Consider the following 23613-nt stretch of genomic DNA (forward strand, 5'->3'; position numbering starts at 1 on the left):
CGCGGCCGAAGCGGTGGCCCTGCTGCCGCCGGCGGCGCAGCAGTGGCGGTCGCTGCGGGCCGCGCAGGCCCGGCTCGCCCCGCTGCTGGCGACCCCGGAGCCCGAGCCGCCGCGCCGAACGCCCGCCGACGGCATCGAGCTGCGCGGGGTGCGGGCCCAGTGGCCGGGGACCGCTCGGGCCGTGCTGCAGGACGTGGACCTGCACGTCCCGGCCGGCACCCACGTGGCGGTGGTCGGCCCGTCGGGCAGCGGCAAGTCCACCCTGCTCGCCCTGCTGCTGGGGTTCGTCCCCCCGGAGCGGGGCGAGGTCCGGGTGCCGGAGCGGGTCGCCTGGTGCCCGCAGGAACCGCAGCTGGTGGCCACCACGGTTCGGGAGAACCTGCGGGTGGCCGACCCGAAGGCCACCGACGAGCAGCTGGCCGAGGCCCTGGAGCTGGCCGGTCTGCCGCACTGGGCGGATCGGCTGGACACCGTGGTCGGGCCGGCGGGGGCGGCGGTCTCCGGCGGGGAGGCCCAGCGGCTGGCCCTGGCGCGGGCGCTGCTGGTCCCGGACGCGCGGCTGGTGCTGCTGGACGAGCCCACCGCGCACCTGGACGAGCCGACCGCCCGAGCGCTGCTGTCCCGACTGCGGGAACGGCTGCGCGACCGCACCGTCGTGCACGTGACGCACCGCTGGTCGGAAACCGCTCACGCGGACGTGGTCGTGCAGGTGTCGGACGGGTCGGTCACCGTGCTCCGCCAGCCGTCCGCTCCGGACGGTGGCGGGGAGGTGCCGACCAGTGCAAACCACGTCGTCTCAGCGGGGATGCAGCGTGCTGACCGGTAGCCTTGACATCGTCATGGACTCTGCTCTTGCCCGGCGCATGCTGGCGGCCACCACCGAGATCACCAGAGTGGCGCTGTCCGCGGACCAGCCGGACGCGGTGCTCCCCCTGGTGGTCCAGCGGGCCGCCGAGCTGGCCGAGGCCGACCTGGGCCTGCTCTCGGTGCTCGGCCCGGACGACCGGGTCACCGTGGAAGCGCACTACAGCGCGCCGTCGGCGCCGGTCCCGCTCGCGGACCCGGTGGGCACGGTGCTCTCCTCCCGCTCCGCTGCTGCGCGGGTCGCGCGCAGCGGTGTTCCGGTGGTGGTCGACGACCTGCTCGACGATCCGCAGACCGCGCCGTACGTGCCGGCAGCCCTGCGGGTGTACGGGCCGTTCGCGGTGGCCGCGTTCGGCACCCGGGAGCGGCGGCTGGGGTCGCTGGCCGTGTACCGGCGCCGCGGGGCCAGCACCTTCGACCGCACCGCGGTGGACGTGCTGACCGGTTTCGCCGCGCAGGCCGGGCTGGTGCTGGTGCTGGCGGAAGGGGTCACCGCCCGGCAGCGCATCGCCGTCTACCAGGAGCGGGAGCGCATCTCCCGGGACCTGCACGACGTGATCGTGCAGCGGCTGTACGCCACCGGGGTGCAACTGGAGGTGCTGCAGCGGAAGCTGGGCAACCGGTTGGACGAGGCGGACTCCGAGCGGTTCGCCGAAATAGTGGGCCAGGTGGACCGGACGATCGAGGACATCCGGGCGACCGCGCGGGCCCTGCGGTCGGCGGACCCGGAGAGCACCGACAACGGGCGGAGCCTGGAGGACTCCATCCGCTCGGAGGTGCAGATCGCCGGTGAACTGCTGGGCTTCCCCCCGGAGCTGGAGATCGAGGGCGAGTTGGGGGAGGTCCCGGTGCGGGTGGCGGACAACGCGCGGGCGGCGCTGCGCGAAGCGCTGTCCAACGTGGTCCGGCACTCCGGCGCGTCCACCGTGGCGGTGTCGGTGGAGCGGAGCGGAGCGCGGCTGAGCCTGCGGGTCGCCGACAACGGCTGCGGCATCCCGCAGGGGGTGTCCAAGCGGGGGCTGCGCAACATGGCGGAGCGCGCCACCAGCATGGGCGGGAACTGCGAGATCAGCTCCTCCCCGGAGCGCGGCACCACCGTCACCTGGCAGGTGCCGTTGGAGGGCTGATCAGCGGGACTGCTGCCCGCTCTGCCGCCGCGCCACCCATGCCGCGGCCTGGGTGCGCCGCTCGAAGCCGAGCTTGGCCAGCACCGAGGTCACGTAGTTCTTCACCGTCTTCTCCGCCAGGAACAACCGCTCGGCGATCTGCCGGTTGGTCAGCCCCTCCCCGATGAGCTCGAGGACCTTGCGTTCCCGCTCGGTGAGGGCGGCCAGTTCGTCCGGCTCCTCCTTGCTGGTCTGCCGGAGCCGGTCCAGCACTCGGGAAGTGGTGATCGGGTCGAGCAGCGAACCGCCGGCGGCGACTTCCCGGACCGCGTTCACCAGGTCCTGGCCGCGCACCTGCTTGAGCAGGTAGCCGGAGGCGCCGGCGTTGATGGCGCCGATCAGCGCTTGCTCGTCGTCGAACGCGGTCAGCACCAGGCAACGCGGGGGTTCCGGCAGCGCGCGCAGTTGACGGCACAGCTCGAGGCCGTCCCCGTCGGGCAGCCGCATGTCGATGACCGCCACGTCAGGTCGAGCCGCCCGGGCGCGGACCATCGCTTCGTCGACGCTGCCCGCTTCACCGACGACCTCGACGTCGTCCTCGGTGTCGAGCAGGTCGCGCAGCCCGCGCCGGACGACCTCGTGATCGTCAACCAGGAGCACACGTACGGCCACGGGTACCACGCTACGAACTCACCGCGCGGCGCGTCCGCCCAGGGGGCCTCTGCAACGGTTCATTTGTGGTGGTGGCGCTTCGCCTTGCGGCCGCCGTGCTTGCCGTGGGGACCGCCGTGCTTGCCGCCCTGCGCGCGCATCTTGTGGGCGCTCTTCTTCGCCATCCAGCCGACGGACGGTCGACCTCCGGTGTCGGCCGCGGAGATGAGCAGGCCCCCTAGCATGCTGAGGTTCTTCACGAAGTGGATCTGCTGGTTCGCCCGCTCCTCCGGGTTCTTGATCTCCCACCAGTTGTGCGTGCTCAGCGTGGTGGGGATGAGGTCGGCCGCCAGCAGCAGCGAAGCCAGCCGCGGGAACTTGCCGAGGGCGAGCAGGAGACCGCCGGCGATCTTCACCGCCCCGTCGATCCGCACCAGCGTTTCCGGATCGGTGGGCACCTGCGACGGCAGGGCCTGCTTGGCCGATCCTGCTCTGTCCAGCAGGTGCGAGGCGGCTTTCGCGTGGCTGGGCACGTCCCGGAGCACGTTCACCCCACCGTAGATGAAACTCGCCGCCAGCAGGGGCCGGGCCAAACGGCGGATAAGCATCAGGACCTCCTCGGTCGTCGGCAGGTACGTCAGACGTTACTAACTACCTGCCGATTCCGCCCGGTCACCGAACGCGCGTGCCGGAATCGCCCCCGGCGTTCCGCTACACCTGGTCGACCCGGGTGAAGACCTCGTCCCAGGCGGCGGCGACCTGGTGGGCGCACAGGGCGGGGGAGACCCCGCCGACCCCGGTGCCCAGCCCGGGCATCGCGATCGAGCGGACGACCTGCCGCACCGGGGCTCCGTTCTCCATCACGCCGCTGGACCAGAGCCGGAAAACCGCTCGAGCGGCCAAGTACGGGTGCACCGTGTCCTCCGGCAGCTGTTCGCCGGGCTCCCGCATGGTGGGTGCGCTGATCAGCCAGATCGGGCAGGGAACTCCGGTCGGCACCAGGAGGGCTTCCCCGACTGGTAGTTCACCGCCGTGGTAGGCGAGCACCGCGCTGCGCACGTACTGCTCCACGTCGGGAAAGGCGCGCGCGTACAGGGCGTCGATACCGCCGCGCATCCAGCCGTAGGAATTCGCCGGGCTGACCACAGCGTCGACCTGCAGATCCAGCACCGATCCTTGATGGACAGCGAGACCGGGCCGGGGGTCGGCGATTTCCCGCCAGGCTGCGGCCAACGACTCGTCCCGGGCGCACAGGACGAGATGCAGCTCCGGCTCCTCTCCCTCCGTTGCGCTCTCCGAATCCGCGGTCACGTTCCACAGCATTGCAGGAATGCGCCACTGAGTGGCATTGGGTAGGTCACACATTCAGGCAGCTAGCTCGTTTGTCCGAGTGGTGGGACACGCACCCGGCTTGCCGGTGGTCTGGCCCGTGAGAGGGCTGGCTCTAGTCTTACCCCGTGCCTCGAATCGCGTATCTCGGCCCCTCCGGGACGTTCACCGAACAGGCCGCCCGGGACCTCGCCGCCGGGTTCGCCGGGGAAGGCGAGCTGGTGCCGTACGACAGCGTGCCGGCGGTGCTGGAAGCGGTGCGCAGCGCGGCCGTGGTCGCCGCCGGTGTTCCGGTGGAGAACTCGGTCGAGGGCTCCGTCCCGGCCACGCTCGACTCCCTGGTGTCCGGGGATCCGGTGGTGGCGGTGCGGGAGACGACCCTGCCGGTGAAGTTCGACCTGCTGGCCCGGCCCGGGACCGGCCTGGAGCAGGTGCGCGCGGTCGCCAGCCACCCGCACGCGCTGGCCCAGGTGCGGGAGTGGCTGGCCACCCACCTGCCGCGCGCCGAACAGCTGGCGGTCAACTCCACCTCGGCCGGTGCGGCCAAGGTGGTGGCCGGCGAGTGCGACGCGGCCATCACCGCTCCGCTGGCGGCCGAGCAGTACCCGCAGCTGGTGCGGCTGGAGACCGGCATCGCCGACGTCCCGGACGCCACGACCCGCTTCTTGCTGGTGCAGCGGCCGGCGCCGCCACCGGAGCCGACCGGCGCGGACCGCACCTCGATCGCCGTGGTGATCGCCGACGAGGTGGGGGCCCTGGCGGAGGTGCTCGCGGAGTTCGCGCTGCGCGGCATCAACCTCAGCCGCATCGAATCCCGCCCCACCAAGGAGCGGTTGGGCGAGTACCGGTTCTTCCTGGACTTCGACGGGCACGTGGCGGACGCCCGCATCGGGGACGCGCTGGCCGCGCTGCGGCGCCGCTGCCGCTCCGTGCAGTTCCTCGGCTCCTACCCGAAGGCCGACCGGGTGCCGGCGGACGTGTGCGCCAAGGCCTCGGAGGAGGCGTTCGCGACCGCGGCGGAGTGGCTGGCGGACGTCCGGGCGGGCAAACCGGTTTGATCACCGGTGGGCGCGATCGGCGTGTCCGCGCGGCGGGACTTCGGCATGATCGAGCCCATGGAGCTGTCCCGGGCTGAGTTCGAGCGACTCGTCGAAGACGCGCTGGACCGGATTCCGCGCGAACTGCTGGCGCTGCTGGACAACGTCGTCGTGCTCGTCGAGGACGAGCCCGACCCGTCCGAGCCCGACCTGCTCGGCCTGTACGAGGGGGTGGCCCTGACCGAGCGGGACAGCTTCTACAGCGGGGTGCTGCCCGACCGGATCATCATCTACAAGGGCCCGACCGAGCGGATGTGCGAAACCATGGAGGAAGTGGTGGAGGAGGTCGCGACCACCGTCGTGCACGAGGTCGGGCACCACTTCGGCATTTCCGACCAGCGGTTGCACGAGCTGGGGTGGGCCTAGCCGGTGTCGCTGCGGCTCAGCGGGGCTCGTCGGCCGGCACCCCCGGCTCCGGCGAGGTGGTGTCCGAGGGGGCGGGTTCGTCCCCGATCTGCACCTCGCCGCGCACGCTGCCGGTGACCGGCGCCAGACCGCTGCCGTCCGGCAGGGGCGCCCCCACCTTGCAGTTGACGTTGCGGGAGCCGGCTTTCCAGCTCTCCTCGCTCAGCGTGTCCCAGTAGACGACCAGCTCCTTGTCCCGCACCACGTCCGGGCCGCCGGCGTAGTCGGCGCTGAGCTCGTCGCACCGGGTGGCCAGGAACTCGTCCTGGTCCTCCGGGGCCGGGTAGTCGCCGGTGAACTCGTCGCCGAGGTCCACCAGGCCGGTGATCTCCACCGAGTGCGGCTCGGAGCAGTCCACGGGGTCCCACACCTGCGTGCCGTTGATGCCCAAGCAGCGGCCCGCCTCGTAGGTGTTGGACTGGTCGAGGTTCCGGATGCTGCCCTTGATCCGGTAGAGCTTGCCGGACGGGCCGGGCTGCTGGATGCCGCAGTGCAGCGTCCGGTCCCCGTCGGCCCAGCCCTCCTCGCTGGGGGTGAACGCCCCGACGCTGAACCGGCCGTCGGGGTCGAGCATGCCGTCGAGGTACCGCTGGGACACCGCGGTGCAGTGCTCCTGCTTGAGCTGCTGCCACTGCTCGGTGCTGGGGAACGGGGCGTCGTCCGGCAGCTGCGGCCGCAGGTCGAACGTGCCGGTGACCTCGAACAGGTGCGGCTGACCGCAGTCGACCTTCCGGATGTCGGTGGCGTCCGGCTCGTTCCAGTTCAGGCAGTCCCCGGCCTCGGCCTCGAAGACCACGCGGGGCGCGGGAGCCGGCCCGATCCTCCCCGACCCGCCGATGCTGTTGCGGTTGGGCCAGTTCAGCAGGGCGCTGGCCACCAGGATCAGCAGCGCACCAACCGCTGCCATGAGCATGATGAGCCGGGCGTTGGCGCCCTTCTTCGGTTCGGTGCGGGTCGGTTCCGGTTCAGCCATCGATGTCATCATGCCCTGTGCGCGGGGCAAATGCGCGATCCCCTCGGCGGTTGACCGCTCGTCGCGGGCTTCCGGGGGCGAGCGGCCGGTACCGTTGGTGGCAGCACAGCTGTCGGGAGGCTGCCGATGTCCGATGACGGTCGGCCACCGGGGAACGGCTCCTCGGAGGAACCCCGCGAACCGCGGTTCTCAGGACGGATCCACTTCCAGGACCCGGAGACCGCCGTGCCGCGGAATCCGTCGCTGGCGGAGCGGCGAGCCCGGATCGCCGCCGAGAAGCGGCGCCAGGAGCAGGAGCGGCAGCGGAGGGAAGCGGCCGAGCGCAAGTCCCGGATCCGGCGCCGGGTGATGATCGGCAGCGGGGGCACCGTCGGCGTGGTGGCCCTGGTCGCGGCGATGTACTCGGCGGTGGAGTACAGCAACGAGTCCAACGCGGTCACCCAGGTCTGCGCCAAGGAGCAGGACGGGCAGATCGTCGCCCAGGACGAGCGGTACTGCGACGAGGACTACGTCAACTCCCAGGGCGGCTACGTCGACCACCACAACGGCGTCGTGTTCCTGCCGCTGTTCCTCGGCGGCCCGCCGGTGCCGCAGTACCGGTACGCCTACACCGCCCCCGGGGCGGCGCCCCCACCGGTGGGGCGCGCGGTGGGCGGCGGCACCGTGAACCGGCCGGCGGACACCACGATCAAGACCAAGTCCGGCGCCGTGGTGCAGCGCGGCGGTTTCGGGATCAACAGCAAGGTCGGCGGCGGCGGGAGCTGACGGCGGTGCGGCGGCGGACCTCGGAGCGGCGGCCGGACTGGAAGGCCAAGATCGAGCAGCTCGGGCTGGTCTTCGGCACCCCGGCGCGGAACCCGGACGGCAGCCCGCGGCCGTACTGGGACGAAGGCGTGCACTACGAGTTCGGCTTGGACGAGGTGCTGGCCCTGGAGGCCGACGTCGAGCTGCTGCAGGCGATGTGCCTGGAAGCGGTGGACCACGTGGTGACCACCGAGCGGTACCAGCAGTTCGCCATCCCGGAGTGGGCGTGGCCCCACGTGGCGGAGTCCTGGAAGCGGCACGATCCGCACCTGTACGGCCGGTTCGACCTGCGCTACGACGGTTCCGGGCCGGCGAAGCTGCTGGAGTACAACGCCGACACCCCCACTTCGCTGCTGGAGGCCTCCCTCGTGCAGTGGTACTGGCTGACCGAGTGCCACGAGGGCGACGACCAGTGGAATTCGGTGCACGAGCAGTTGGTGGACCGCTGGCGGGAGATCCGGTCCCGGCTGCCGGGCGGACCGGTGCACTTCACCTGGTCCGCGGCGGAGCCGACCGGGGAGGACCACCTCACCGCGGCGTACTTGCAGGAGACCGCGGCGGAAGCGGGGGTGGACACCGTGGGGTTGCCGATCGAGCAGATCGGTTGGGACGGCGTGCTGGAGCGGTTCGTCGACCTGGAGGAGGCCCCGATGCGCACGGTGGTCAAGAACTACCCGTGGGAGTGGCTGGTGGTCGACGACTTCGGCGCGCACGCCCTGGACCAGCTGCCGCGGACGCAGTGGATCGAACCGCTGTGGAAGATGCTGCTGTCCAACAAGGCGCTGCTGGCGGTGCTGTGGGAGATGCACCCGGGGCACCCGAACCTGCTGCCGGCCTTCGCCGACCACCCCGGGCCGCTCACCGAGTACGTGCGCAAGCCCAAGCTCGGTCGGGAGGGCAACAACATCAGCGTGGTGACCCCGCAGTGGCGCGCCGAGGTCGGCGGCGTGTACGGCGAGGAGGGCTACGTGTACCAGGCGTTCGACCCGTTGCCGGACTTCGACGGGATGCGTCCGGCGCTGGGCGCCTGGGTGGTCGGGGACAGCGCGGCCGGGCTCGGGATCCGGGAGACCCACGGCCTGATCACCGATGACGGGGCCGCGTTCGTCCCGCACCGCATCCCGGCCGGGCCGGGATGACACCCGGGAATGCCGGCGCGGATCCCGCCAGATAGGCTGACCAGCTGTGATCGACCTGAAGACGCTACGCGAAGATCCGGAAGCCGTACGTGCTTCGCAGCGTGCCCGCGGCGAGGACCCGTCCCTGGTGGACGCCCTGCTTTCCGCGGACGAGCGTCGCAGGTCTGCGGTCTCCCGTGCCGACAACCTGCGCGCTGAACAGAAGCGACTCGGCAAGCAGGTCGGCAAGTCCAAGGGAGAAGAGCGGGAAACCCTGCTGGCGCAGGCCAGGCAGCTGGCGGCGGACGTCAAGGAGGCGGAGGCCGAGCAGAACGCCGCCGAAGAGGAGCTGCTCCAGGTCCACAAGCAGATCCCGAACGTGGTGGAGCCGGAGACCCCGTCCGGCGGGGAGGACGACTTCGTCGTGCTCAAGCACGTCGGAACCCCGCGGGAGTTCGACTTCGAGGTCAAGGACCACCTGGAGCTCGGTCAGTTGTTGGGCGCGATCGACACCGAGCGCGGCGCGAAGGTGTCCGGTGCGCGGTTCTACTTCCTGACCGGCATCGGTGCGCAGCTGGAGCTGGCGCTGATGAACCTGGCGGCGGCCCAGGCGGTGGAGTCCGGTTTCCGGTTGATGGTGCCGCCGGTCCTGGTGCGCCCGGAGATCATGGACGGCACCGGATTCCTCGGGGCCCATTCGACCGAGGTCTACCGGCTGGAGGAGGACGACCTCTACCTGGTCGGCACGTCCGAGGTGCCGCTGGCGGGGTACCACGCCGACGAGATCCTGGACTTCTCCGGAGGACCGCTGCGCTACGCGGGCTGGTCGTCGTGCTTCCGGCGGGAGGCCGGCTCCTACGGCAAGGACACCCGCGGCATCATCCGCGTGCACCAGTTCAACAAGCTGGAGATGTTCACCTACTGCCGGGCGGAGGACGCCCGCGCGGAGCACGAGCGGCTGTTGGCCTGGGAAGAGGAGATGCTCGCCAAGATCGAGGTCCCGTACCGGGTGATCGACATCGCGGCGGGCGACCTGGGCGCCAGCGCGGCCCGCAAGTTCGACTGCGAGGCGTGGATCCCCAGCCAGCAGGCCTACCGGGAGCTGACCTCCACGTCCAACTGCACCACCTTCCAGGCCCGACGGCTGAACATCCGCTACCGCGACGAGGAGGGGCGGACGCAGCCCGCCGCGACCCTCAACGGCACCCTGGCCACCACCCGCTGGTTGGTCGCCATCCTGGAGAACCACCAGCAGGAGGACGGCTCGGTGCGGGTGCCGGAGGCGCTGCGGCCGTACCTGGGCGGGCGCGAGGTGCTGACGCCGCAGTGACCCGCTAGGCGGCGGACCTGACGTCCGCGACGAGCGCCTTGTCGCGGCTCACCCGCACCAGCGCGGCGGCCAGTCGGGACAGCTCGTGGCCTTCGACGTGGCCGGCCAACCGGTCCGGGTTGGCCGGCAGGCCCACGCGTTCGGCTCCGTCGAGGGCTTTCCGGTCGAAGTAGGGGCGCAGTTCCGGCCACACCAGCTGGGCTTCGCGGCAGAAGACGTCGGCTCCGACGGGGCCCAGCCGGGGGAACTCCAGCAGCTTCTCCCGCACCAGGTCCGGGTCGCCGTCCGCTCGGGCGCGCAGTTTGCGCAGGTCTCCCTGGTAGGTGTCGAGCAGCAGTTGGGCGCCTCGGCCCAGGGCGGTGGCGGTGCTCTCGTCGTAGCGCCGGTAGTGGGCTCGCCCCAGGGCGTCCACGCGCTGCTGCCAGGTGGCGTCCCGCATCCGTTGCGGGGTGCGGTACTCGCGCAGTTCCCGCGCGGCGCTCAGCGCCAGTTCGGCTTTGATGCGAGTGGACAGCAGGACGGCCAGCACCAGCAGCCGGTAGAGCGGGCTGGGCTTGTTCTCCAGCTCTATCCCGGTTTCGGCGGCGTAGGTGGTGCCTGCTGCGTCCAGCAGGTTCTGCACGAGTTGCCGCTCGGACACGATCGCCACCTCCTGCCGGCAGGACTACCCGGTCCCGCGGTGCGGCACACCTGCGACCACGGCGGGTGGCGGGGAGTCGCCTTATGGTGGGAGTCGTGGTGGATGGACCGGATGCCGCCGATGCCCCCGGCGCCCAGGCGTTGGCCGGCCTCGGCGACCGCGTGCGGCAACTGCGCAGCGGCCAGGGGCTCAGCCAGGCTGAGCTCGGGCAGCGGGCCGGTCTTCCGGCGAGTTACGTGGACGACGTCGAGCGGGCGGTGGCCAATCCGTCCCTGGCGGAGTTGGCGCGGGTCGCCAACGGGCTCGGGGTGAGCATTTCCGAGCTGTTGACCGGGGAGAAGCCGGGCCCGGCGGTGGTGGTGGTGCGGGCCGGGGAGGCGCAGACCGTGTCCCACGGGGAGGTCGAGCTGCAGGTGCTCACGCCGCGGTCGGTGGTGCCCGGGTTGTACGCGGCCCGCTACCGGATCCCGCCGAGCGCTCCCGGGGTGCGTCCGGTGCAGCACGAGGGCCTGGATTGGCTCTACGTGCTGCGCGGGGAGTTGCGGATCGAGTTCAACGAGCAGGTGACCACGCTGCGCCCGGGCGACACGGCGAGCTTCAGCTCCCGGGTGCCGCACCGGCTTTCCGCCGCCGGGGGGACCGAGGCGGAGTTCCTCGCGGTGGGGGCGGCTTACCCGGGTGCGCGCGGGCTATAGCTCGGGCAGCACCTCCGTCGCAATTTTTTCCAATGTGGACTCATGTCCGCGGTACGGCTCGTCCGGTCGGGGCCAGTGCGCGACCACGTCGGTGAAGCCCAGTTCAGCGGCGCGCCCCACCGAGTCCTGGAATTTATCCACACTGGACATCGAGTAGACCGGACCGGCGTCCAAGCACAAGTACTTGTCCATAGTGGAGTTACGCGTGCTGGCTTTGTCCGCCTCCTCGGCGAACGCGTCGGCGAGCTCGGCCACCGAGCGCCACCACTGCTCTTCGTCGGAAGCCGGGCGTCCGGCGGTCAACCAGCCCTGCCCGAAGCGCGCGGCCAGCCGCATCGTCCGCGGTTGGTCGGCGGCGATGACGAACGGCGTCCGGGGGCGCTGCACGCAGCCGGGGCTGCGGCGGGCCTGCACCGCCGAGTAGTGCTCGCCCTCGTAGTCGGTGACGTCGTTGACCAGGATCCGGTCCAGCAGCTCGAGGAATTCGGTGAACTGGTCGATCCGCTGCTGCTCGGTCAGCGCCGGGCGGCCGAGCGCTTCGCTGCCGCTCCCCGCGCCCAGACCGATGGTCAACCGCCCGTCGGAGATGTCGTCCAGCGCGGTGATCTCCCGGGCGAAGTGGGCGGGGTGCTTCAGTCCGGGGTCGGTGAGCAGCGAGCCGAGCCGGATCTGCTCGGTGACCGTCGCCGCGGCGGTCAGCGTGGGGACCGCGGCGAACCACGGCTTGTCGGCCGGTGGTCGCCAACCGACGCGGTCGTAGGTCCAGGCGTGCGCGAAGCCGTACTCCTCGGCCATCCGCCACAGCGGTTCCGCGGCCCACCACCGGTGCTCGGGCAGAATCACGATCCCAACTCGCACGCCGTTGACCGTAATGGGTAACGGCGGCTAGATCGACCTGATCGGGTGACATTGGGTTCTTCGGAGCAGTCGATTCCCAACAACCGGACTTGGACGCCGGCGGCGCACGGCAGGATGGGGGAGTGCGCAAACCTGGCCTGGTGGCATCGGACGTGGACGGGACCCTGCTCGACCCCGTGGAGCGGGTGAGGCCGCGCACCGCTCGTGCGGCGCGCCGGGTCGTCGCCAGCGGCACCCCGCTCATCCTGGTGACGGGCCGCCCGCCGCGGTGGATGCCGGAGGTGTTCGACGCGCTGGGCGCGCCCGGCCTCGCCGTCTGCGCCAACGGCGCGGTGCTGTACGACGCGGCGACCGACCGGGTGCTGCACAGCCGTTCCATCGATCCGGTGACGTTGCACGACGTGGTGGTCGAGCTGCGCCGGGAGCTCCCCGGGTGCGCCTTCGGCGTGGAACGGGCCACCGGAGCGGTCGGCGGGCGGTACTCCGGGCGGTTCCAGGCCGAGTCCCAGTTCCAGCACCTGTGGGACCCCTCGGAGGTGAACGTCACCGGGCTGGCCGAGCTCACCGGGAAGGCGGCGGTCAAGCTGCTGGTCCTGCACCAGCAGATGACCAGCGAGGAGATGGCCGCGGTGGCTCGGGAAGTGGTCGGCGACCAGCTGCAGGTGACCTTCTCCACCGGTTCCGGGCTGCTGGAGCTGTCGGCGCCGGGAGTGGACAAGGCCAGCGGCCTGGCCACCGTCGCCGACCACCTCGGGGTCGACCGGGACGACGTCATCACCTTCGGCGACATGCCCAACGACGTGCCGATGCTGCGGTGGGCCGGGCACGGGGTGGCGATGCGCAACTCGCACCCGGAAGCGCTCGCCGCGGCCGACGAGGTGACCGGCACGAACCGGGAGGACGGGGTCGCTCAGGTGCTCGAGCGCTGGTGGTAGGCCACCGCGAGCGGCGGCTGCGGCGGCTCGTCGACCGGCCGGCCGCGGGGCGGGAACCGGAAGTGGGCGATGGCGCAGGTCACCAGGAACCCGATGCCGATCAAGGTGTAGGAGTTGCCCACCACCTGCTGGGAGAACGTCCAGTCGAGCTCTCGGTTCTGCGTGTAGGGCAGGTACCAGTGCGGGCCGATCGCGAACGGGACGGCGCAGATGACCACCGCCTGCCGGACGCCCAGCCAGCCGTTGCGCTGCCCCATGGCGTACAGCAGGGCGAAGGTCGGGGCCGCCCACACCCAGTGGTGCGACCAGGAGATCGGGGACACCAGCGTCACCAGCACCGCGTTGATCACCAGGGCCAGGGCGGTGTTGGCGGTCCGCAAGGCGTACCGCATCCCCCAGGTGGCCAGCACCAGCAGCACCACCGCGCCGGCCGCCCACAGCGCGTTGAGCTGCCAGCCGGTGAACTCCTGCTTGGCGATCAGGCTGCGCAGCGACAGGTTGCCCGCGTAGACGGCGCCGAACTCGTTCCCGGTGGACCACATCTCGTCCAGCCACCAGTCGGCGGCGTCCTCGGGGGCGGCCAGGACCCCGACCAGCACCGTCGCGGCGAACGTCGCGATGCCGGTCAGCAGGGCCCGCAGATCGCGGCGCAGCAGGAAGAACAGCAGGAAACCGAGCGGGGTGAGTTTCATCCCCGCGGCCAATCCGACGAGCAGTCCGCGCGGCCAGAAAATGCGCGGCAGCAGGCAGTCGGCCGCCACCAATCCCATCAGGATCAAATTGATCTGCCCGTAATTGATCGTTTCCCGCGCGGGTTCGAGCAGTGTGAAAAAGGGGAGCAGCAGTGCGGTGGCGGCCACCACTCGAGCGCGCTGGGGCGCGAAGTATTCCGAAGAGCGCGCCATTGCGTAAGCGGTGAGCAATATCGCAAGGTGTGAAAGCACCGCAACGGCGATGATCGCGCCCGTCTCGGACAGCCACACCAGTGGTGTGAAAAGAATTGCTGCGAAAGGCGGGTAAATGAATGGCAAAGTTCCGGTTTCGGGGGTTTCCGGGGTGAGGTCGCTGCCGTAGACGTCGTAGCCCAGCAGCCAGGCGCGGGCCCCCAGTCGGTACACCTCGGTGTCCACGTAGCCGCGGGTGTGGATCCAGTGCACGAACCAGATCGCGACGATTTCCAGGGCTGCGCCCGCGGCCAGCATGATCCGGACTTTTCGTGCCTCCGGCACGTGTTCGATCCCCCTCGCTGCCGGTAGCGGATCAACCGGACATCTCGTGTGCCGCGGTGGCGAGATATCGGTATCCGACTCGCCGGCTGAGTCGCCTTTCAAGTGCATTGCAATCTTGCAGTGAATGCGGAGCGTGTTCACCGGGTCACCAGAGGCCGATGTGATTTTTGCAGGTAGTCGCAAAATGGTCGGCTGAGCGCCGTGATATCAATACTGATCGTGACCGAGCCGGCTGGTTTGAGTAACTCGGTTTCGGCCCGCTTCACCGTTCCCGCTACCCTCGACCACTGTGAGCTTCGCAGGCTATGACCTGATCGTTGTTGGTTCCGGATTTTTCGGCCTGACGATCGCAGAGCGCGTCGCCAGCCAGCTGGACAAGCGGGTGCTGGTGTTGGAACGTCGTAACCACATCGGGGGCAACGCCTACTCGGAGGCGGAACCCGAAACTGGTATCGAGGTGCACCGCTACGGGGCGCACCTGTTCCACACCTCGAACAAGCGGGTGTGGGACTACGTCAACCAGTTCACCGATTTCACCGACTACCAGCACCGGGTGTTCACCAAGCACAAAGGACAGATCTACTCGTTCCCGATGAACTTGGGGCTGCTGTGCCAGTTCTTCGGGCGTGCTTTCACCCCCGACGAAGCCCGTGCGCTGGTGGCCGAGCAGGCGTCCGAGATCCGCACCGAGGACGCGCAGAACCTCGAGGAGAAGGCCATCTCGCTGATCGGCCGCCCGCTGTACGAGGCCTTCGTGAAAGGCTACACGGCCAAGCAGTGGCAGACCGACCCCAAGGAGCTGCCGGCTTCCGTGATCAAGCGGTTGCCGGTCCGCTACACCTTCAACAACCGGTACTTCAACGACAAGTACGAAGGTCTCCCGGTGGACGGCTACACCGCCTGGCTGAAGCGGATGGCCGACCACCCGAACATCGACGTGCGGCTGGAGACCGACTTCTTCGCCGTCCGCTCCGAGCTGCCGGACGTCCCGGTGGTCTACACCGGTCCGCTGGACCGCTACTTCGACTACCGGGAAGGGGAACTGGGTTGGCGGACCCTCGACTTCGAGCTCGAGGTCGTCAACACCGGGGACTTCCAGGGCACGCCGGTGATGAACTACGCCGACGAGGAGATCCCGTACACCCGGATCCACGAATTCCGGCACTTCCACCCGGAGCGGGAGTACTACCCGACGGACAAGACCGTCATCGTGCGGGAGTACTCGCGGTTCGCCGAGACCGGTGACGAGCCGTACTACCCGATCAACACCCCCGAGGACCGGCGCAAGCTGGAGGCCTACCGCGAGCTGGCCAAGCGGGAGGCCAAGGAGCGCAAGGTCCTCTTCGGTGGCCGTCTGGGCACCTACCAGTACCTGGACATGCACATGGCCATCGGGTCGGCTCTGAGCATGTTCGACAACAAGATCGCCCCCTACTTCACCCAGGGCCGTTCGCTGGACGGCTCGCTGGAGGACTGACGTGACCGACCGGACTCCCCGAGAGACCAGTGCCGAAGCTGCCGGCGAGAGCAAGTTGAGTGACGTGACCTCGATGCGTTCCGGTACCAGTGACGTGCCCGCTGAGCAGGTGCTGCAGCGGGTGGTCTTCCCGCGCAACGAGGACCCGCTGGACGTGCGGGCGCTCTACCTGGACGAGCCGGACCCGACCAGCACCTGCACGGTGCTGTCGCGGCGTTCGGTCGAGGTCGCCGCGCACAGCAAGGTTTCGTTCGCCTCCTACTTCAACGCCTTCCCGGCCAGCTACTGGAAGCGCTGGACGAAGGTGGACGAAGTCGTGCTGCGGCTGAAGGTCCGGGGAGCCGGTCGGCTCGACGTCTACCGCTCGAAGCCCAACGGCGACAGCGTGCACCTGGAGGGCACGCCGGTGGCCAGCGAGGACTGGACCGCGTTGGAGTTCCGGGTGTCCCTGACCCCGTTCGAGGACGGCGGTTGGGTCTGGTTCGACGTGTTCACCAACAACTCCACGCTGGAGATCGACCAGGCCGCCTGGACCACCGACCTGCCGCTGCCCCGGCAGAAGGTCGTGGTGGGCACCACCACCATCCGCCCGTCCGACTGCGTGGTGGCGCTGCAGACGCTCGGCGAGGACCCGCAGGTGATGGACGTCGTCGAGCGGGTCGTGGTGGCCGACCAGGGGCCGCAGAAGATCCGGGAGACCCCGGGCTTCGAGGTGGCCGCCGAACGGCTGGGCGACAAGCTGCAGGTGATCGAGCAGGACAACCTCGGCGGCTCGGGCGGGTTCACCCGGGTCATGTACGAGGGCGTCTACAACTCCGACGCCGAGCAGGTCATGGTCATCGACGACGACATCGCCCTGGAGCCGGACGGCGTGCTGCGGGCCAACGCGTTCGCCCGGGCCGCCTCCCAGCCGGTGATCGTCGGTGGCCAGATGCTCAACCTGCAGGCCCGGTCCCGCCTGCACACCATGGGCGAGGTCGTCGACCTGGGCGGCGCGATGTGGCGGGCCGCCCCGGGTGCGGTCACCGACCACGACTTCGCCAAGAAGCCGCTGCGGAAGACGCCGAAGCTGCACACCCGGGTGCACGCCACCTACAACGGCTGGTGGATGTGCCTGTTCCCGCGCGAGGTGATCGAGAACACCGGCCTCCCGCTGCCGCTGTTCATCAAGTGGGACGACGCCGAGTACTCGCTGCGGGCCGGTGGGCGCGGCTACCCCACGGTGACCCTGCCGGGTGCGGCCATCTGGCACATGCCGTGGACGGACAAGAACGACGCCACCGACTGGACGGCGTACTTCCACATCCGCAACCGGCTGATCCTCGCGGCGCTGCACAGCCCCGAGGACGTGTACAAGAACTTGATCAAGCAGGGCCTCAAGCTCACGCTGCGGCACCTGCTGTCGATGGAGTACTCGACCGTGGCGGTGCAGCTGCGCGCGATCGAGGACTTCCTGACCGGTCCGGAGCACCTGTTCGGCAGCCTCCGCACCGCCCTGCCCGAGGTGCGCGAGCTGCGCAAGAACTACGACGACGCCAAAACCCTGCCCTCGGCGCGGGAGGTCCCGCCGCCGAGCGCCGACCCGGTGATGGCGGAAGGCCTGCTCAAGCCGCCGGTGAACCCCGCGGTGATCGCGCTCCGGGCCTCCAAGGCGCTGCTGCACAACCTCAAGGAACCGGAGAAGGAAGCCGCTGAGCGGCCGCAGTTGAACGTCCCGGCGGCTGCCGCCCGCTGGTTCCTGCTGGGCAACCTGGACAGCGCGACCGTGTCCAACGCCGACGGCAGCGGTGTGGCGTTCCGGCGCCGCGACCCGGAGGAATTCCGCCGGCTCGGGCTGCGGGCGCTGGCCACGTACAAAAAGCTGGGGCAGCAGTGGGGCCGGATGCGGGCGGCGTACCGTTCCGCACTGCCCGAGCTGACCAGCGCGGAGTCCTGGAAGCAGGTCTTCGACCAGAAGTGACCCCCGAATCCCCCCCGGAGACGATGTGGCTGAGGAGCTGAACACCGCGACTGCCCCCGAACCAGTCGCTGCACGATCGGAGCAGGAGCAGCCGGCGGTGACCCCGGAAACCGTTGCGCTGCGCAAGGTGCAGGGAGCGCTGGCCAAGCCGCCGGTGGTCAAGACCGCCCAGGCGATGTCGCTGTTCGGGGAGCACGCCATCGGCTGGCTGGCCATCGGAGCGGTCGGGGCGCTGGCCGATCGCGAACGCCGGGGTGAGTGGGCTGCCGCAGCGGCCGGCGTCGCGGCAGCGCACGCCGCCTCGATCGCGGTGAAGCGGGTCGTTCGGCGCAAGCGCCCCAGCGACCCGGAAGTCAAGGTGCTGGTAGGCACTCCGAGCAAGCTGAGCTTCCCGTCTTCGCACGCCACGTCCACGACGGCGGCCGCCGTGCTCTACGGCGGGCTGACCGGCAAGAAGCTGACCCCGGTGCTGGTGCCGCCGATGATGCTCAGTCGGCTGGTGCTCGGCGTCCACTACCCGAGCGATGTGATCGCCGGTTCCTCGCTTGGTGGGTTCGTGGCGTGGGGCGTGCGGAGACTCATCGAACGGCGGAGGAACCGTGGCTGACAACAAGGAGACCAGCGCAGCTGTCAGTGAGGAGTCCGATCCCAAGGCGGAGGCCACCGACCGCGCCCAGGCGGAGGTGAACGTGGCCGAAACCGATGCGGAGGGGTCGATCGGCTCCGAGCCCGGCGGTGAGGCGCTGGAGGCGGAGAAAACCGAAGACGTCAACGACAAGGCATCGGACGCGTACCACGCCAAGGTGACCGCCAAGGCCGGCACCGCGTCCGGGCTGGCCATCGGGCTGGTCAAGGAGCTGCGGCCCAAGCAGTGGGTGAAGAACATCCTGGTGCTGGCCGCGCCGTTCGCCGCCGGTCAGATCCTGGACACGACGATCCTGCTGGACTCGCTGCTGGCGTTCGTCGTGTTCTCGATGGCCGCTTCCGGCATCTACTTCATCAACGACGCGATCGACGTCGAAGCGGACCGGCAGCACCCGACCAAGCGGAACCGCCCGATCGCCGCGGGGCTGATCCCGGTGCCGGTGGCGTACGCGGTGTGCGTGCTGCTGCTGGCGGGCTCGCTGGCCATCTCGGCCGTGGTCAGCATGCAGCTGCTGGCCGTGATGGTCGTCTACATCGGGGTGCAGCTGGGCTACTGCTTCGGGCTCAAGCACCAGCCGGTGATCGACCTGTGCATCGTGGCGTCCGGCTTCCTGCTGCGGCTGGTGGCCGGTGGTGCGGCTGCCGAGCTGCCGATCTCCCAGTGGTTCTTGCTGGTGACCGCGTTCGGGTCGCTGTTCATGGTGGCCGGCAAGCGCTACGCCGAGGTGAAGCTGGCGATGGAGACCGGCGCGAAGATCCGCAAGTCGCTGAAGGCCTACTCGCCGTCCTACCTGCGGTTCGTGTGGGCGATCGCGGCCGCCATCACGATCATGTCGTACGCGCTGTGGGCGTACGACATCCGCGAGCTGGAGCAGTCCCGGTGGGGCCTGATCTCGATCATCCCCATGGTGATCGCGATCCTGCGGTACGCGGTGGACATCGACAAGGGTGTCGCCGGGGAGCCGGAAGAGGTCGTGCTCAAGGACAAGATCCTGATGGCCCTCGGGGTGGTCCTGGCGGGCTTCCTGTTCTTGGCGTTCTACCTCTGACAGGAGTCCTCGAAGCGCCCGGTCGGGTTTCCGGCCGGGCGCTTCTTCGTCGCTCGGGGCAAGATCGGTCGGGGACCGGAACTCCGGTGTTCACCTGCCCATCACCGCGGAGAAGATCTTCTTTCACTATTCCGGGGAATTGTGGAAGGCCCGAGCTGATGGAGGTTGTCGTGCCTGAACCCGTGTCTAGGCGCAGCGTCCTGCTGGGCGGAACCCTCGTCGGTGCCGCTGCCCTGTCCGCGTTGAACCCGCTGCCGGTGGCCGCACTGCCCGGTGCGGGAGCGGCTCGGCGCGGCGAGGTCTTCACCCTCGGCGTGGCGTCGGGCGATCCCACCCCGGACGGAGTCGTGCTGTGGACCCGGCTGGCGGTGGACCCGCTCGCCGAGGACGGCATGGGCGGAATGCCGAACAAGGCGATCCCGGTGCAGTGGGAGATCGCCGAGGACGAGCGCTTCAAACGCGTCGTGCAACGCGGGGAGACCGAGGCCGTCCCGGAGCTGGGCCACAGCGTGCACGTCGAGCTGAGCGGGCTGCAGCCGCACCGGGAGTACTTCTACCGGTTCCGGGCCGCCGGCTCCCTCTCCCCGGTCGGCCGCACCCGCACCACCCCGGCCCCCACCGCGATGGTGCCGCTGACCATGGCGTTCGCCTCCTGCGCCCAGTACGAGCACGGCTACTTCACCGCCTACCGGCACCTCGCCGAGGAGCACCCGGACCTGGTGCTGCACCTCGGCGACTACAACTACGAGTACAAGGCCGGGGACTACGTGGCCCCCAGCGGCAACCCCCGCGACCACGCCGGCCCGGAAACGCGGACGCTGGCCAACTACCGGCAGCGGCACGCCCAGTACAAGACCGACCCGGACCTGCAGCACGCGCACGCCGTGGCGCCCTGGGTCGTGGTGTGGGACGACCACGAGCTCGACAACAACTGGGCCGACGAGATCCCGGAAGAGCCCAACGAACCGGGGCCGGACTTCCTCGACCGCCGCCGGGCGGCCTTCCAGGCCTACTACGAGAACATGCCGCTGCGCCGGGCCCAGATCCCCAAGGGCATCGACATGCGGCTGTACCGCCGGGTGCACTGGGGCGCCCTGGCGACCTTCCACATGCTCGACACCCGCCAGTACCGGGACGACCAGGTGGGCGGCGACGAGTTCAACACCGACGACCCGGAGCGGCTCAACCCCGAGCGCAGCCTCACCGGGGCCGAGCAGGAGCGCTGGCTGCTGCGGGGCTTCCGCAAGTCCCGGGCCCGCTGGGACGTGCTCGGCCAGCAGGTCATGTTCTCCGAGATCGACTTCACCGTCGGGGAGGGCCGCGGCTACAACCCGGACGCCTGGGACGGTTACGTCGGTTCCCGCCAGCGGGTGGTGCAGGGCTGGCAGCAGGCCGGGGTGCGCAACCCGATCGTGCTGACCGGTGACGTGCACGCCAACTGGGCCAACGAGATCCCGAACGAGGACCGCACCGGCATCGTCGGCACCGAGCTGGTCACCACCTCGATCACCAGCGGCGGCGACGGCTCCGCCGAGCTGGGCGAGGAGGAGAAGGGCTACCTGCGGGAGAACCCGCACGTGAAGCTGCACAACAAGCAGCGCGGGTACGTGCGCACCCAGTTCACCGCCGACCAGCTGCGGGCCGACTTCCGGGTCGTGCCCTACGTGTCCAAGCCCGGTGCTCCGGTGGAAACGCTGGCGTCCTTCGCGGTGGAGGACGGGAAGCCCGGTTTGCACCGGTTGTGAGCTGACCGGGCCAGCAGGTGGGTCGGGCGGGCTGGCCGGTCGCTCAGCCGGCCAGCCCCAGCTGCCGGGTCACCCGGTGCGCCATCTCGATCGCGTAGCTCTGGCCGCGGTCCTGCGGGTAGATCTGGGACATGGTGGCCAGCGTGACGCCGGGCAGGTGGGTTCGGTGCCCGGGGATCAGCGACCGGTACTGCGGGGTGACGATCGGCTGGGCGAAACCGGCCTTGGAGAACTGCCAGTCGAGGATCCAGGACCTGTCGAAGTCCGGGTTCAGCTTGCGCAGCCACGGGAGGTAGGCGTCCAGCAGCTCCTCGGGCGGGGTGGTGAACCGCCAGTCCTCCCGCGGCACGTAGTTGCCCACGTAGACGATGTGCCGGCCGCCGTACTCGGCCGGGCTGACCATGTTCGTGTGCTCCACCACCGCCAGGAACGGGAACGCGGTGTCGTTGATGTTCAGCCAGTAGTAGGGGATCACGCTGCGGTCGCACTCCAGGATGAAGCAGGTGGCCCCCAGGTACTGGTTGCGCCACAGCACATGATCGGTCGGGATGCCGGCGGCCTCGGCGAACGCGGTCTGCGGCACGGTGACGATGACGTGGTCGAACTCGTAGCTGCTGTCGTCCCCGGTGCGCACCACGACGCTGCTGCCGGGTTGGCTGATCGACGCCATGGGCTTGCCGAACTCCACCTTCCCGCCCCGCTCGGTGATGGCTTCCAGCAGCGCCCGGTACACCTGTTCGAAGCCGCCGCGCAGATATCCCAGCTCGAAGGTGCGGTAGTGGATGCGGGCCCACAGCCAGGCCATCGAGATCTCCTCGGCGTGGTCCCCGAACTTCCCGGTCAGCAGCGGGTGCCAGATCAGCTCGGTGACCCTCGGGCCCGCCCAGCGGCGCATCCAGTCCAGGGCGCTGACCGAGTTGAACCGGGACCCGTCGCGGACGGCCTTGAGCACCGCCGAGGAGAAGCCGAAGCGCAACCGGTCCACCGTGGAGAAACCGGGGAAGCGCAGCATCTCCAGCGGCGTGCCGAAGTCGTGCAGCTCCCCGTCCAGGTAGATCCCGGTCCTGGGCTTGTGGAAGACCATCCGGTCGGCCAGGCCGAGCTCCCGGATCAGCTCCAGCATGGCGTGGTCGGTGCGGAAGCTGTGGTGGTAGAACCGCTCCAGCGGGGTTCCGTTGACCTCCACCGACGCCGCCAGCCCGCCCAGTTCGGTGGAAGCCTCCAGCACCGTCACGTCATGGCCGGCCTTCACCGCGTCGAACGCGGCGGTCAGCCCGGTGGCACCAGCCCCGACAACGCCCAGTTTCATCGGAAACTCCACTTCTTGTTGACCGTGTACTGGAAGAGCAGCACCACCGGCAGGGACAGCGCCTTGACCAGGTTGGCGTTGATGCCCAGCCAGCCGGAGAACACCTCCAACAGCAGGAAGGTGAGCCCGATGCCGGCTGCCCCGACGGTGTAGAAGCGCAGCGCACGCAACAGGATCCGGTCGTGCTTGCGGAAGTTGAAGAACGCGTTCAGCAGGAAGTTGTTGGTGATGCCGGCGGTGGTGCTGACCGCGTTCGCCACCTGCTCGTGCCATCCGGCCACGTTGAACAGCAGCAGGAAGAGCGCGTAGTCCAGCAGCACTCCGCTGGCGCCGATCAGCGCGTACAGCACGAGCTGCCGGCTGACCAGTCCTCGACCGAGGGTGCGGGGTTCAGTCCCGGTCATACCGGATCACTCTGCGCACGACGTACAGCGGACGCCGCTGGACTTCGCTGTAGATGCGGCCGACGTAGCTGCCGATCACCCCGAGCGAGAGCATCTGCACCCCGCCGAGGAACAGCAGCGCGACCATCAGCATGGTCCAGCCGGAAACGGTGACCTCCGGGAAGAAGAGCCGCAGGGTCAGCGAATAGCCTATGCCCAGCACCGCCAGCACGAGGCTGAGAAAACCGATGCGGGTGATGAGCTTCAGCGGAACAGTGGAGAAGCTGGTCATCCCGTCGGCCGCCAACCGGAGCATCTTCCGCAGCGGGTACTTGGTCTCGCCGGCCACGCGCGGCGCCCGGTCGAACAGCACTTCGACGTGCCGGAACCCCATGGAGGCGACCATGCCGCGGATGAACCTGCTGCGTTCCCGGAAGCCCCGCAGCTCTTCGGCGGCCCGCCGGTTCAGCAGCCGGAAGTCCCCGGTGTCCACCGGAATGTCCACTTCGGTGCATCGCCGCAGGATCCGGTAGTAGACGTGCGCGGTGAGGCGCTTGAACGCGCTGTCCTGCCGGGTCCTCCGGCGAGCGGAGACGATTTCCGCGCCGGCGACCCAGGCGTCGAGCATCTCCAGACTGACTTCCGGGGGATCTTGCAGGTCGGTGTCCATCACGATGACCGCGTCCCCGGTGGCGTGGTCGAGGCCGGCGGTGATGGCGATCTGGTGCCCGAAGTTCCGGGAGAAGTCCACCACCTGCACCCGCGGGTCGTTCTTCGCCAGGTCCTGCAGGATCTCCAGGGTCCTGTCGCTGGAGCCGTCGTTCACGTAGATGAACTCGTAGGCGAACTCCGGTCGCTGGGAGGTGGCCTTGAGCAGTTCCTCGTGGAAGGTGCGGATGCCCTCTTCTTCGTTGAACACCGGCAGCACGTAGGACACCAGCGGGGGCGGTGAATCGGAGCGCTGCTGCGGGACCGGGGCCGGGGCTTGCTGGCGGACTGGTTCGCTCATGT

The 23613-nt window shown here is 69.7% G+C and carries 24 protein-coding genes; 14 read left to right on the forward strand and 10 right to left on the reverse strand.

Annotation, left to right across the window (positions count from 1 at the left end; translation table 11 throughout):
- Positions 1-826 (forward strand): ATP-binding cassette domain-containing protein (locus SREC43747_RS0106570; protein ID WP_029720358.1); only part of this gene is annotated, 826 nt, incomplete at its 5' end.
- 13 nt (positions 827-839) lie between these two features.
- A complete protein-coding gene (locus SREC43747_RS0106575; protein ID WP_029720359.1) occupies positions 840-1991 on the forward strand; it encodes a GAF domain-containing sensor histidine kinase in 1152 nt (383 codons plus the stop codon).
- On the opposite strand, the gene SREC43747_RS0106580 is transcribed toward SREC43747_RS0106575, so the two are convergent.
- The 3 genes from SREC43747_RS0106580 to SREC43747_RS0106590 form a co-directional block, all read right to left on the reverse strand.
- Positions 1992-2642 (reverse strand): response regulator, encoded by a 651-nt coding sequence (locus tag SREC43747_RS0106580; protein WP_029720360.1) that lies wholly within the window; start codon positions 2640-2642, stop codon positions 1992-1994. It lies immediately after the preceding gene.
- A gap of 59 nt (positions 2643-2701) precedes the next feature.
- A complete protein-coding gene (locus SREC43747_RS0106585) occupies positions 2702-3229 on the reverse strand; it encodes a DoxX family protein (RefSeq protein WP_029720361.1) in 528 nt (175 codons plus the stop codon).
- 103 nt (positions 3230-3332) lie between these two features.
- Positions 3333-3944: a macro domain-containing protein gene (locus SREC43747_RS0106590; protein ID WP_037331486.1), complete on the reverse strand. Its 612-nt coding sequence runs from the start codon at positions 3942-3944 to the stop codon at positions 3333-3335.
- 134 nt (positions 3945-4078) lie between these two features.
- Between SREC43747_RS0106590 and pheA the strand changes: the two genes are divergently transcribed.
- Positions 4079-5008 carry a prephenate dehydratase gene (gene pheA / locus SREC43747_RS0106595; RefSeq protein ID WP_029720363.1) on the forward strand — a complete coding sequence of 310 codons (930 nt, stop codon included), beginning with the start codon at positions 4079-4081 and terminating at the stop codon, positions 5006-5008.
- A gap of 45 nt (positions 5009-5053) precedes the next feature.
- Complete coding sequence (locus SREC43747_RS0106600; RefSeq protein WP_236623059.1) at positions 5054-5413, forward strand: metallopeptidase family protein; 360 nt, start codon at positions 5054-5056, stop codon at positions 5411-5413.
- A gap of 16 nt (positions 5414-5429) precedes the next feature.
- Here the strand turns inward: SREC43747_RS0106600 and SREC43747_RS0106605 are convergent, their stop codons facing one another.
- Complete coding sequence (locus SREC43747_RS0106605; protein WP_029720365.1) at positions 5430-6425, reverse strand: septum formation family protein; 996 nt, start codon at positions 6423-6425, stop codon at positions 5430-5432.
- 126 nt (positions 6426-6551) lie between these two features.
- Between SREC43747_RS0106605 and SREC43747_RS0106610 the strand changes: the two genes are divergently transcribed.
- Genes SREC43747_RS0106610 through serS form a run of 3 tightly spaced genes read left to right on the forward strand, consistent with a single transcriptional unit; the run spans position 6552 to position 9677 of the window.
- Complete coding sequence (locus tag SREC43747_RS0106610) at positions 6552-7190, forward strand: hypothetical protein (RefSeq protein WP_029720366.1); 639 nt, start codon at positions 6552-6554, stop codon at positions 7188-7190.
- Between the two features lie 5 nt (positions 7191-7195).
- Entirely contained in the window at positions 7196-8368 is a 1173-nt protein-coding gene (locus SREC43747_RS0106615) for a glutathionylspermidine synthase family protein (protein ID WP_029720367.1), read from the forward strand.
- 46 nt (positions 8369-8414) lie between these two features.
- Positions 8415-9677: a serine--tRNA ligase gene (serS, locus tag SREC43747_RS0106620; RefSeq protein WP_029720368.1), complete on the forward strand. Its 1263-nt coding sequence runs from the start codon at positions 8415-8417 to the stop codon at positions 9675-9677.
- 4 nt (positions 9678-9681) lie between these two features.
- Here the strand turns inward: serS and SREC43747_RS0106625 are convergent, their stop codons facing one another.
- On the reverse strand, positions 9682-10317 hold the full coding sequence (locus SREC43747_RS0106625; protein WP_029720369.1) for a hypothetical protein: 636 nt from the start codon (positions 10315-10317) through the stop codon (positions 9682-9684).
- A 95-nt stretch (positions 10318-10412) separates the two neighbouring features.
- On the opposite strand from SREC43747_RS0106625, the gene SREC43747_RS0106630 reads away from it, so the two are divergent.
- A complete protein-coding gene (locus tag SREC43747_RS0106630; protein ID WP_236623060.1) occupies positions 10413-11012 on the forward strand; it encodes a helix-turn-helix domain-containing protein in 600 nt (199 codons plus the stop codon).
- Here the strand turns inward: SREC43747_RS0106630 and SREC43747_RS0106635 are convergent.
- Entirely contained in the window at positions 11007-11870 is an 864-nt protein-coding gene (locus SREC43747_RS0106635; protein ID WP_029720371.1) for an LLM class flavin-dependent oxidoreductase, read from the reverse strand. The genes SREC43747_RS0106630 and SREC43747_RS0106635 overlap by 6 nt on opposite strands.
- Before the next feature lie 122 nt (positions 11871-11992).
- Between SREC43747_RS0106635 and SREC43747_RS0106640 the strand changes: the two genes are divergently transcribed.
- Complete coding sequence (locus SREC43747_RS0106640) at positions 11993-12805, forward strand: HAD family hydrolase (protein ID WP_029720372.1); 813 nt, start codon at positions 11993-11995, stop codon at positions 12803-12805.
- Here the strand turns inward: SREC43747_RS0106640 and SREC43747_RS0106645 are convergent.
- Positions 12781-14034 carry a glycosyltransferase 87 family protein gene (locus SREC43747_RS0106645; protein WP_236623061.1) on the reverse strand — a complete coding sequence of 418 codons (1254 nt, stop codon included), beginning with the start codon at positions 14032-14034 and terminating at the stop codon, positions 12781-12783. The genes SREC43747_RS0106640 and SREC43747_RS0106645 overlap by 25 nt on opposite strands.
- A gap of 289 nt (positions 14035-14323) precedes the next feature.
- Here SREC43747_RS0106645 and glf point away from each other — a divergent pair, with 289 nt between their 5' ends.
- From glf to SREC43747_RS0106670, 5 genes are all read left to right on the forward strand, one after another.
- Positions 14324-15511: a UDP-galactopyranose mutase gene (gene glf / locus SREC43747_RS0106650; RefSeq protein ID WP_029720374.1), complete on the forward strand. Its 1188-nt coding sequence runs from the start codon at positions 14324-14326 to the stop codon at positions 15509-15511.
- A gap of 1 nt (position 15512) precedes the next feature.
- Entirely contained in the window at positions 15513-17471 is a 1959-nt protein-coding gene (locus SREC43747_RS0106655) for a glycosyltransferase (RefSeq protein WP_029720375.1), read from the forward strand.
- A gap of 25 nt (positions 17472-17496) precedes the next feature.
- Positions 17497-18078, forward strand: coding sequence for a phosphatase PAP2 family protein (locus tag SREC43747_RS0106660; protein WP_029720376.1), 582 nt, complete (start codon positions 17497-17499; stop codon positions 18076-18078).
- Positions 18071-19165: a decaprenyl-phosphate phosphoribosyltransferase gene (locus SREC43747_RS0106665; protein ID WP_029720377.1), complete on the forward strand. Its 1095-nt coding sequence runs from the start codon at positions 18071-18073 to the stop codon at positions 19163-19165. The genes SREC43747_RS0106660 and SREC43747_RS0106665 overlap by 8 nt, the downstream gene beginning before the upstream one ends.
- A gap of 158 nt (positions 19166-19323) precedes the next feature.
- Positions 19324-20910, forward strand: coding sequence for an alkaline phosphatase D family protein (locus tag SREC43747_RS0106670; RefSeq protein ID WP_029720378.1), 1587 nt, complete (start codon positions 19324-19326; stop codon positions 20908-20910).
- 43 nt (positions 20911-20953) lie between these two features.
- Here the strand turns inward: SREC43747_RS0106670 and SREC43747_RS0106675 are convergent, their stop codons facing one another.
- From SREC43747_RS0106675 to SREC43747_RS0106685, 3 genes are read right to left on the reverse strand one after another with little or no spacing between them, the layout of a single operon-like run.
- On the reverse strand, positions 20954-22219 hold the full coding sequence (locus tag SREC43747_RS0106675; RefSeq protein WP_029720379.1) for an NAD(P)/FAD-dependent oxidoreductase: 1266 nt from the start codon (positions 22217-22219) through the stop codon (positions 20954-20956).
- On the reverse strand, positions 22216-22623 hold the full coding sequence (locus SREC43747_RS0106680) for a GtrA family protein (protein WP_029720380.1): 408 nt from the start codon (positions 22621-22623) through the stop codon (positions 22216-22218). The genes SREC43747_RS0106675 and SREC43747_RS0106680 overlap by 4 nt, the downstream gene beginning before the upstream one ends.
- Positions 22610-23611 (reverse strand): glycosyltransferase family 2 protein, encoded by a 1002-nt coding sequence (locus tag SREC43747_RS0106685; RefSeq protein WP_029720381.1) that lies wholly within the window; start codon positions 23609-23611, stop codon positions 22610-22612. Before SREC43747_RS0106685 ends, SREC43747_RS0106680 begins: the two co-directional genes overlap by 14 nt.
- Between the last annotated feature and the right edge of the window lie 2 nt (positions 23612-23613).

Origin of the sequence: Saccharopolyspora rectivirgula DSM 43747, assembly GCF_000497205.1 — a bacterium.
Taxonomy (GTDB): Bacteria; Actinomycetota; Actinomycetes; order Mycobacteriales; family Pseudonocardiaceae; genus Saccharopolyspora; species Saccharopolyspora rectivirgula.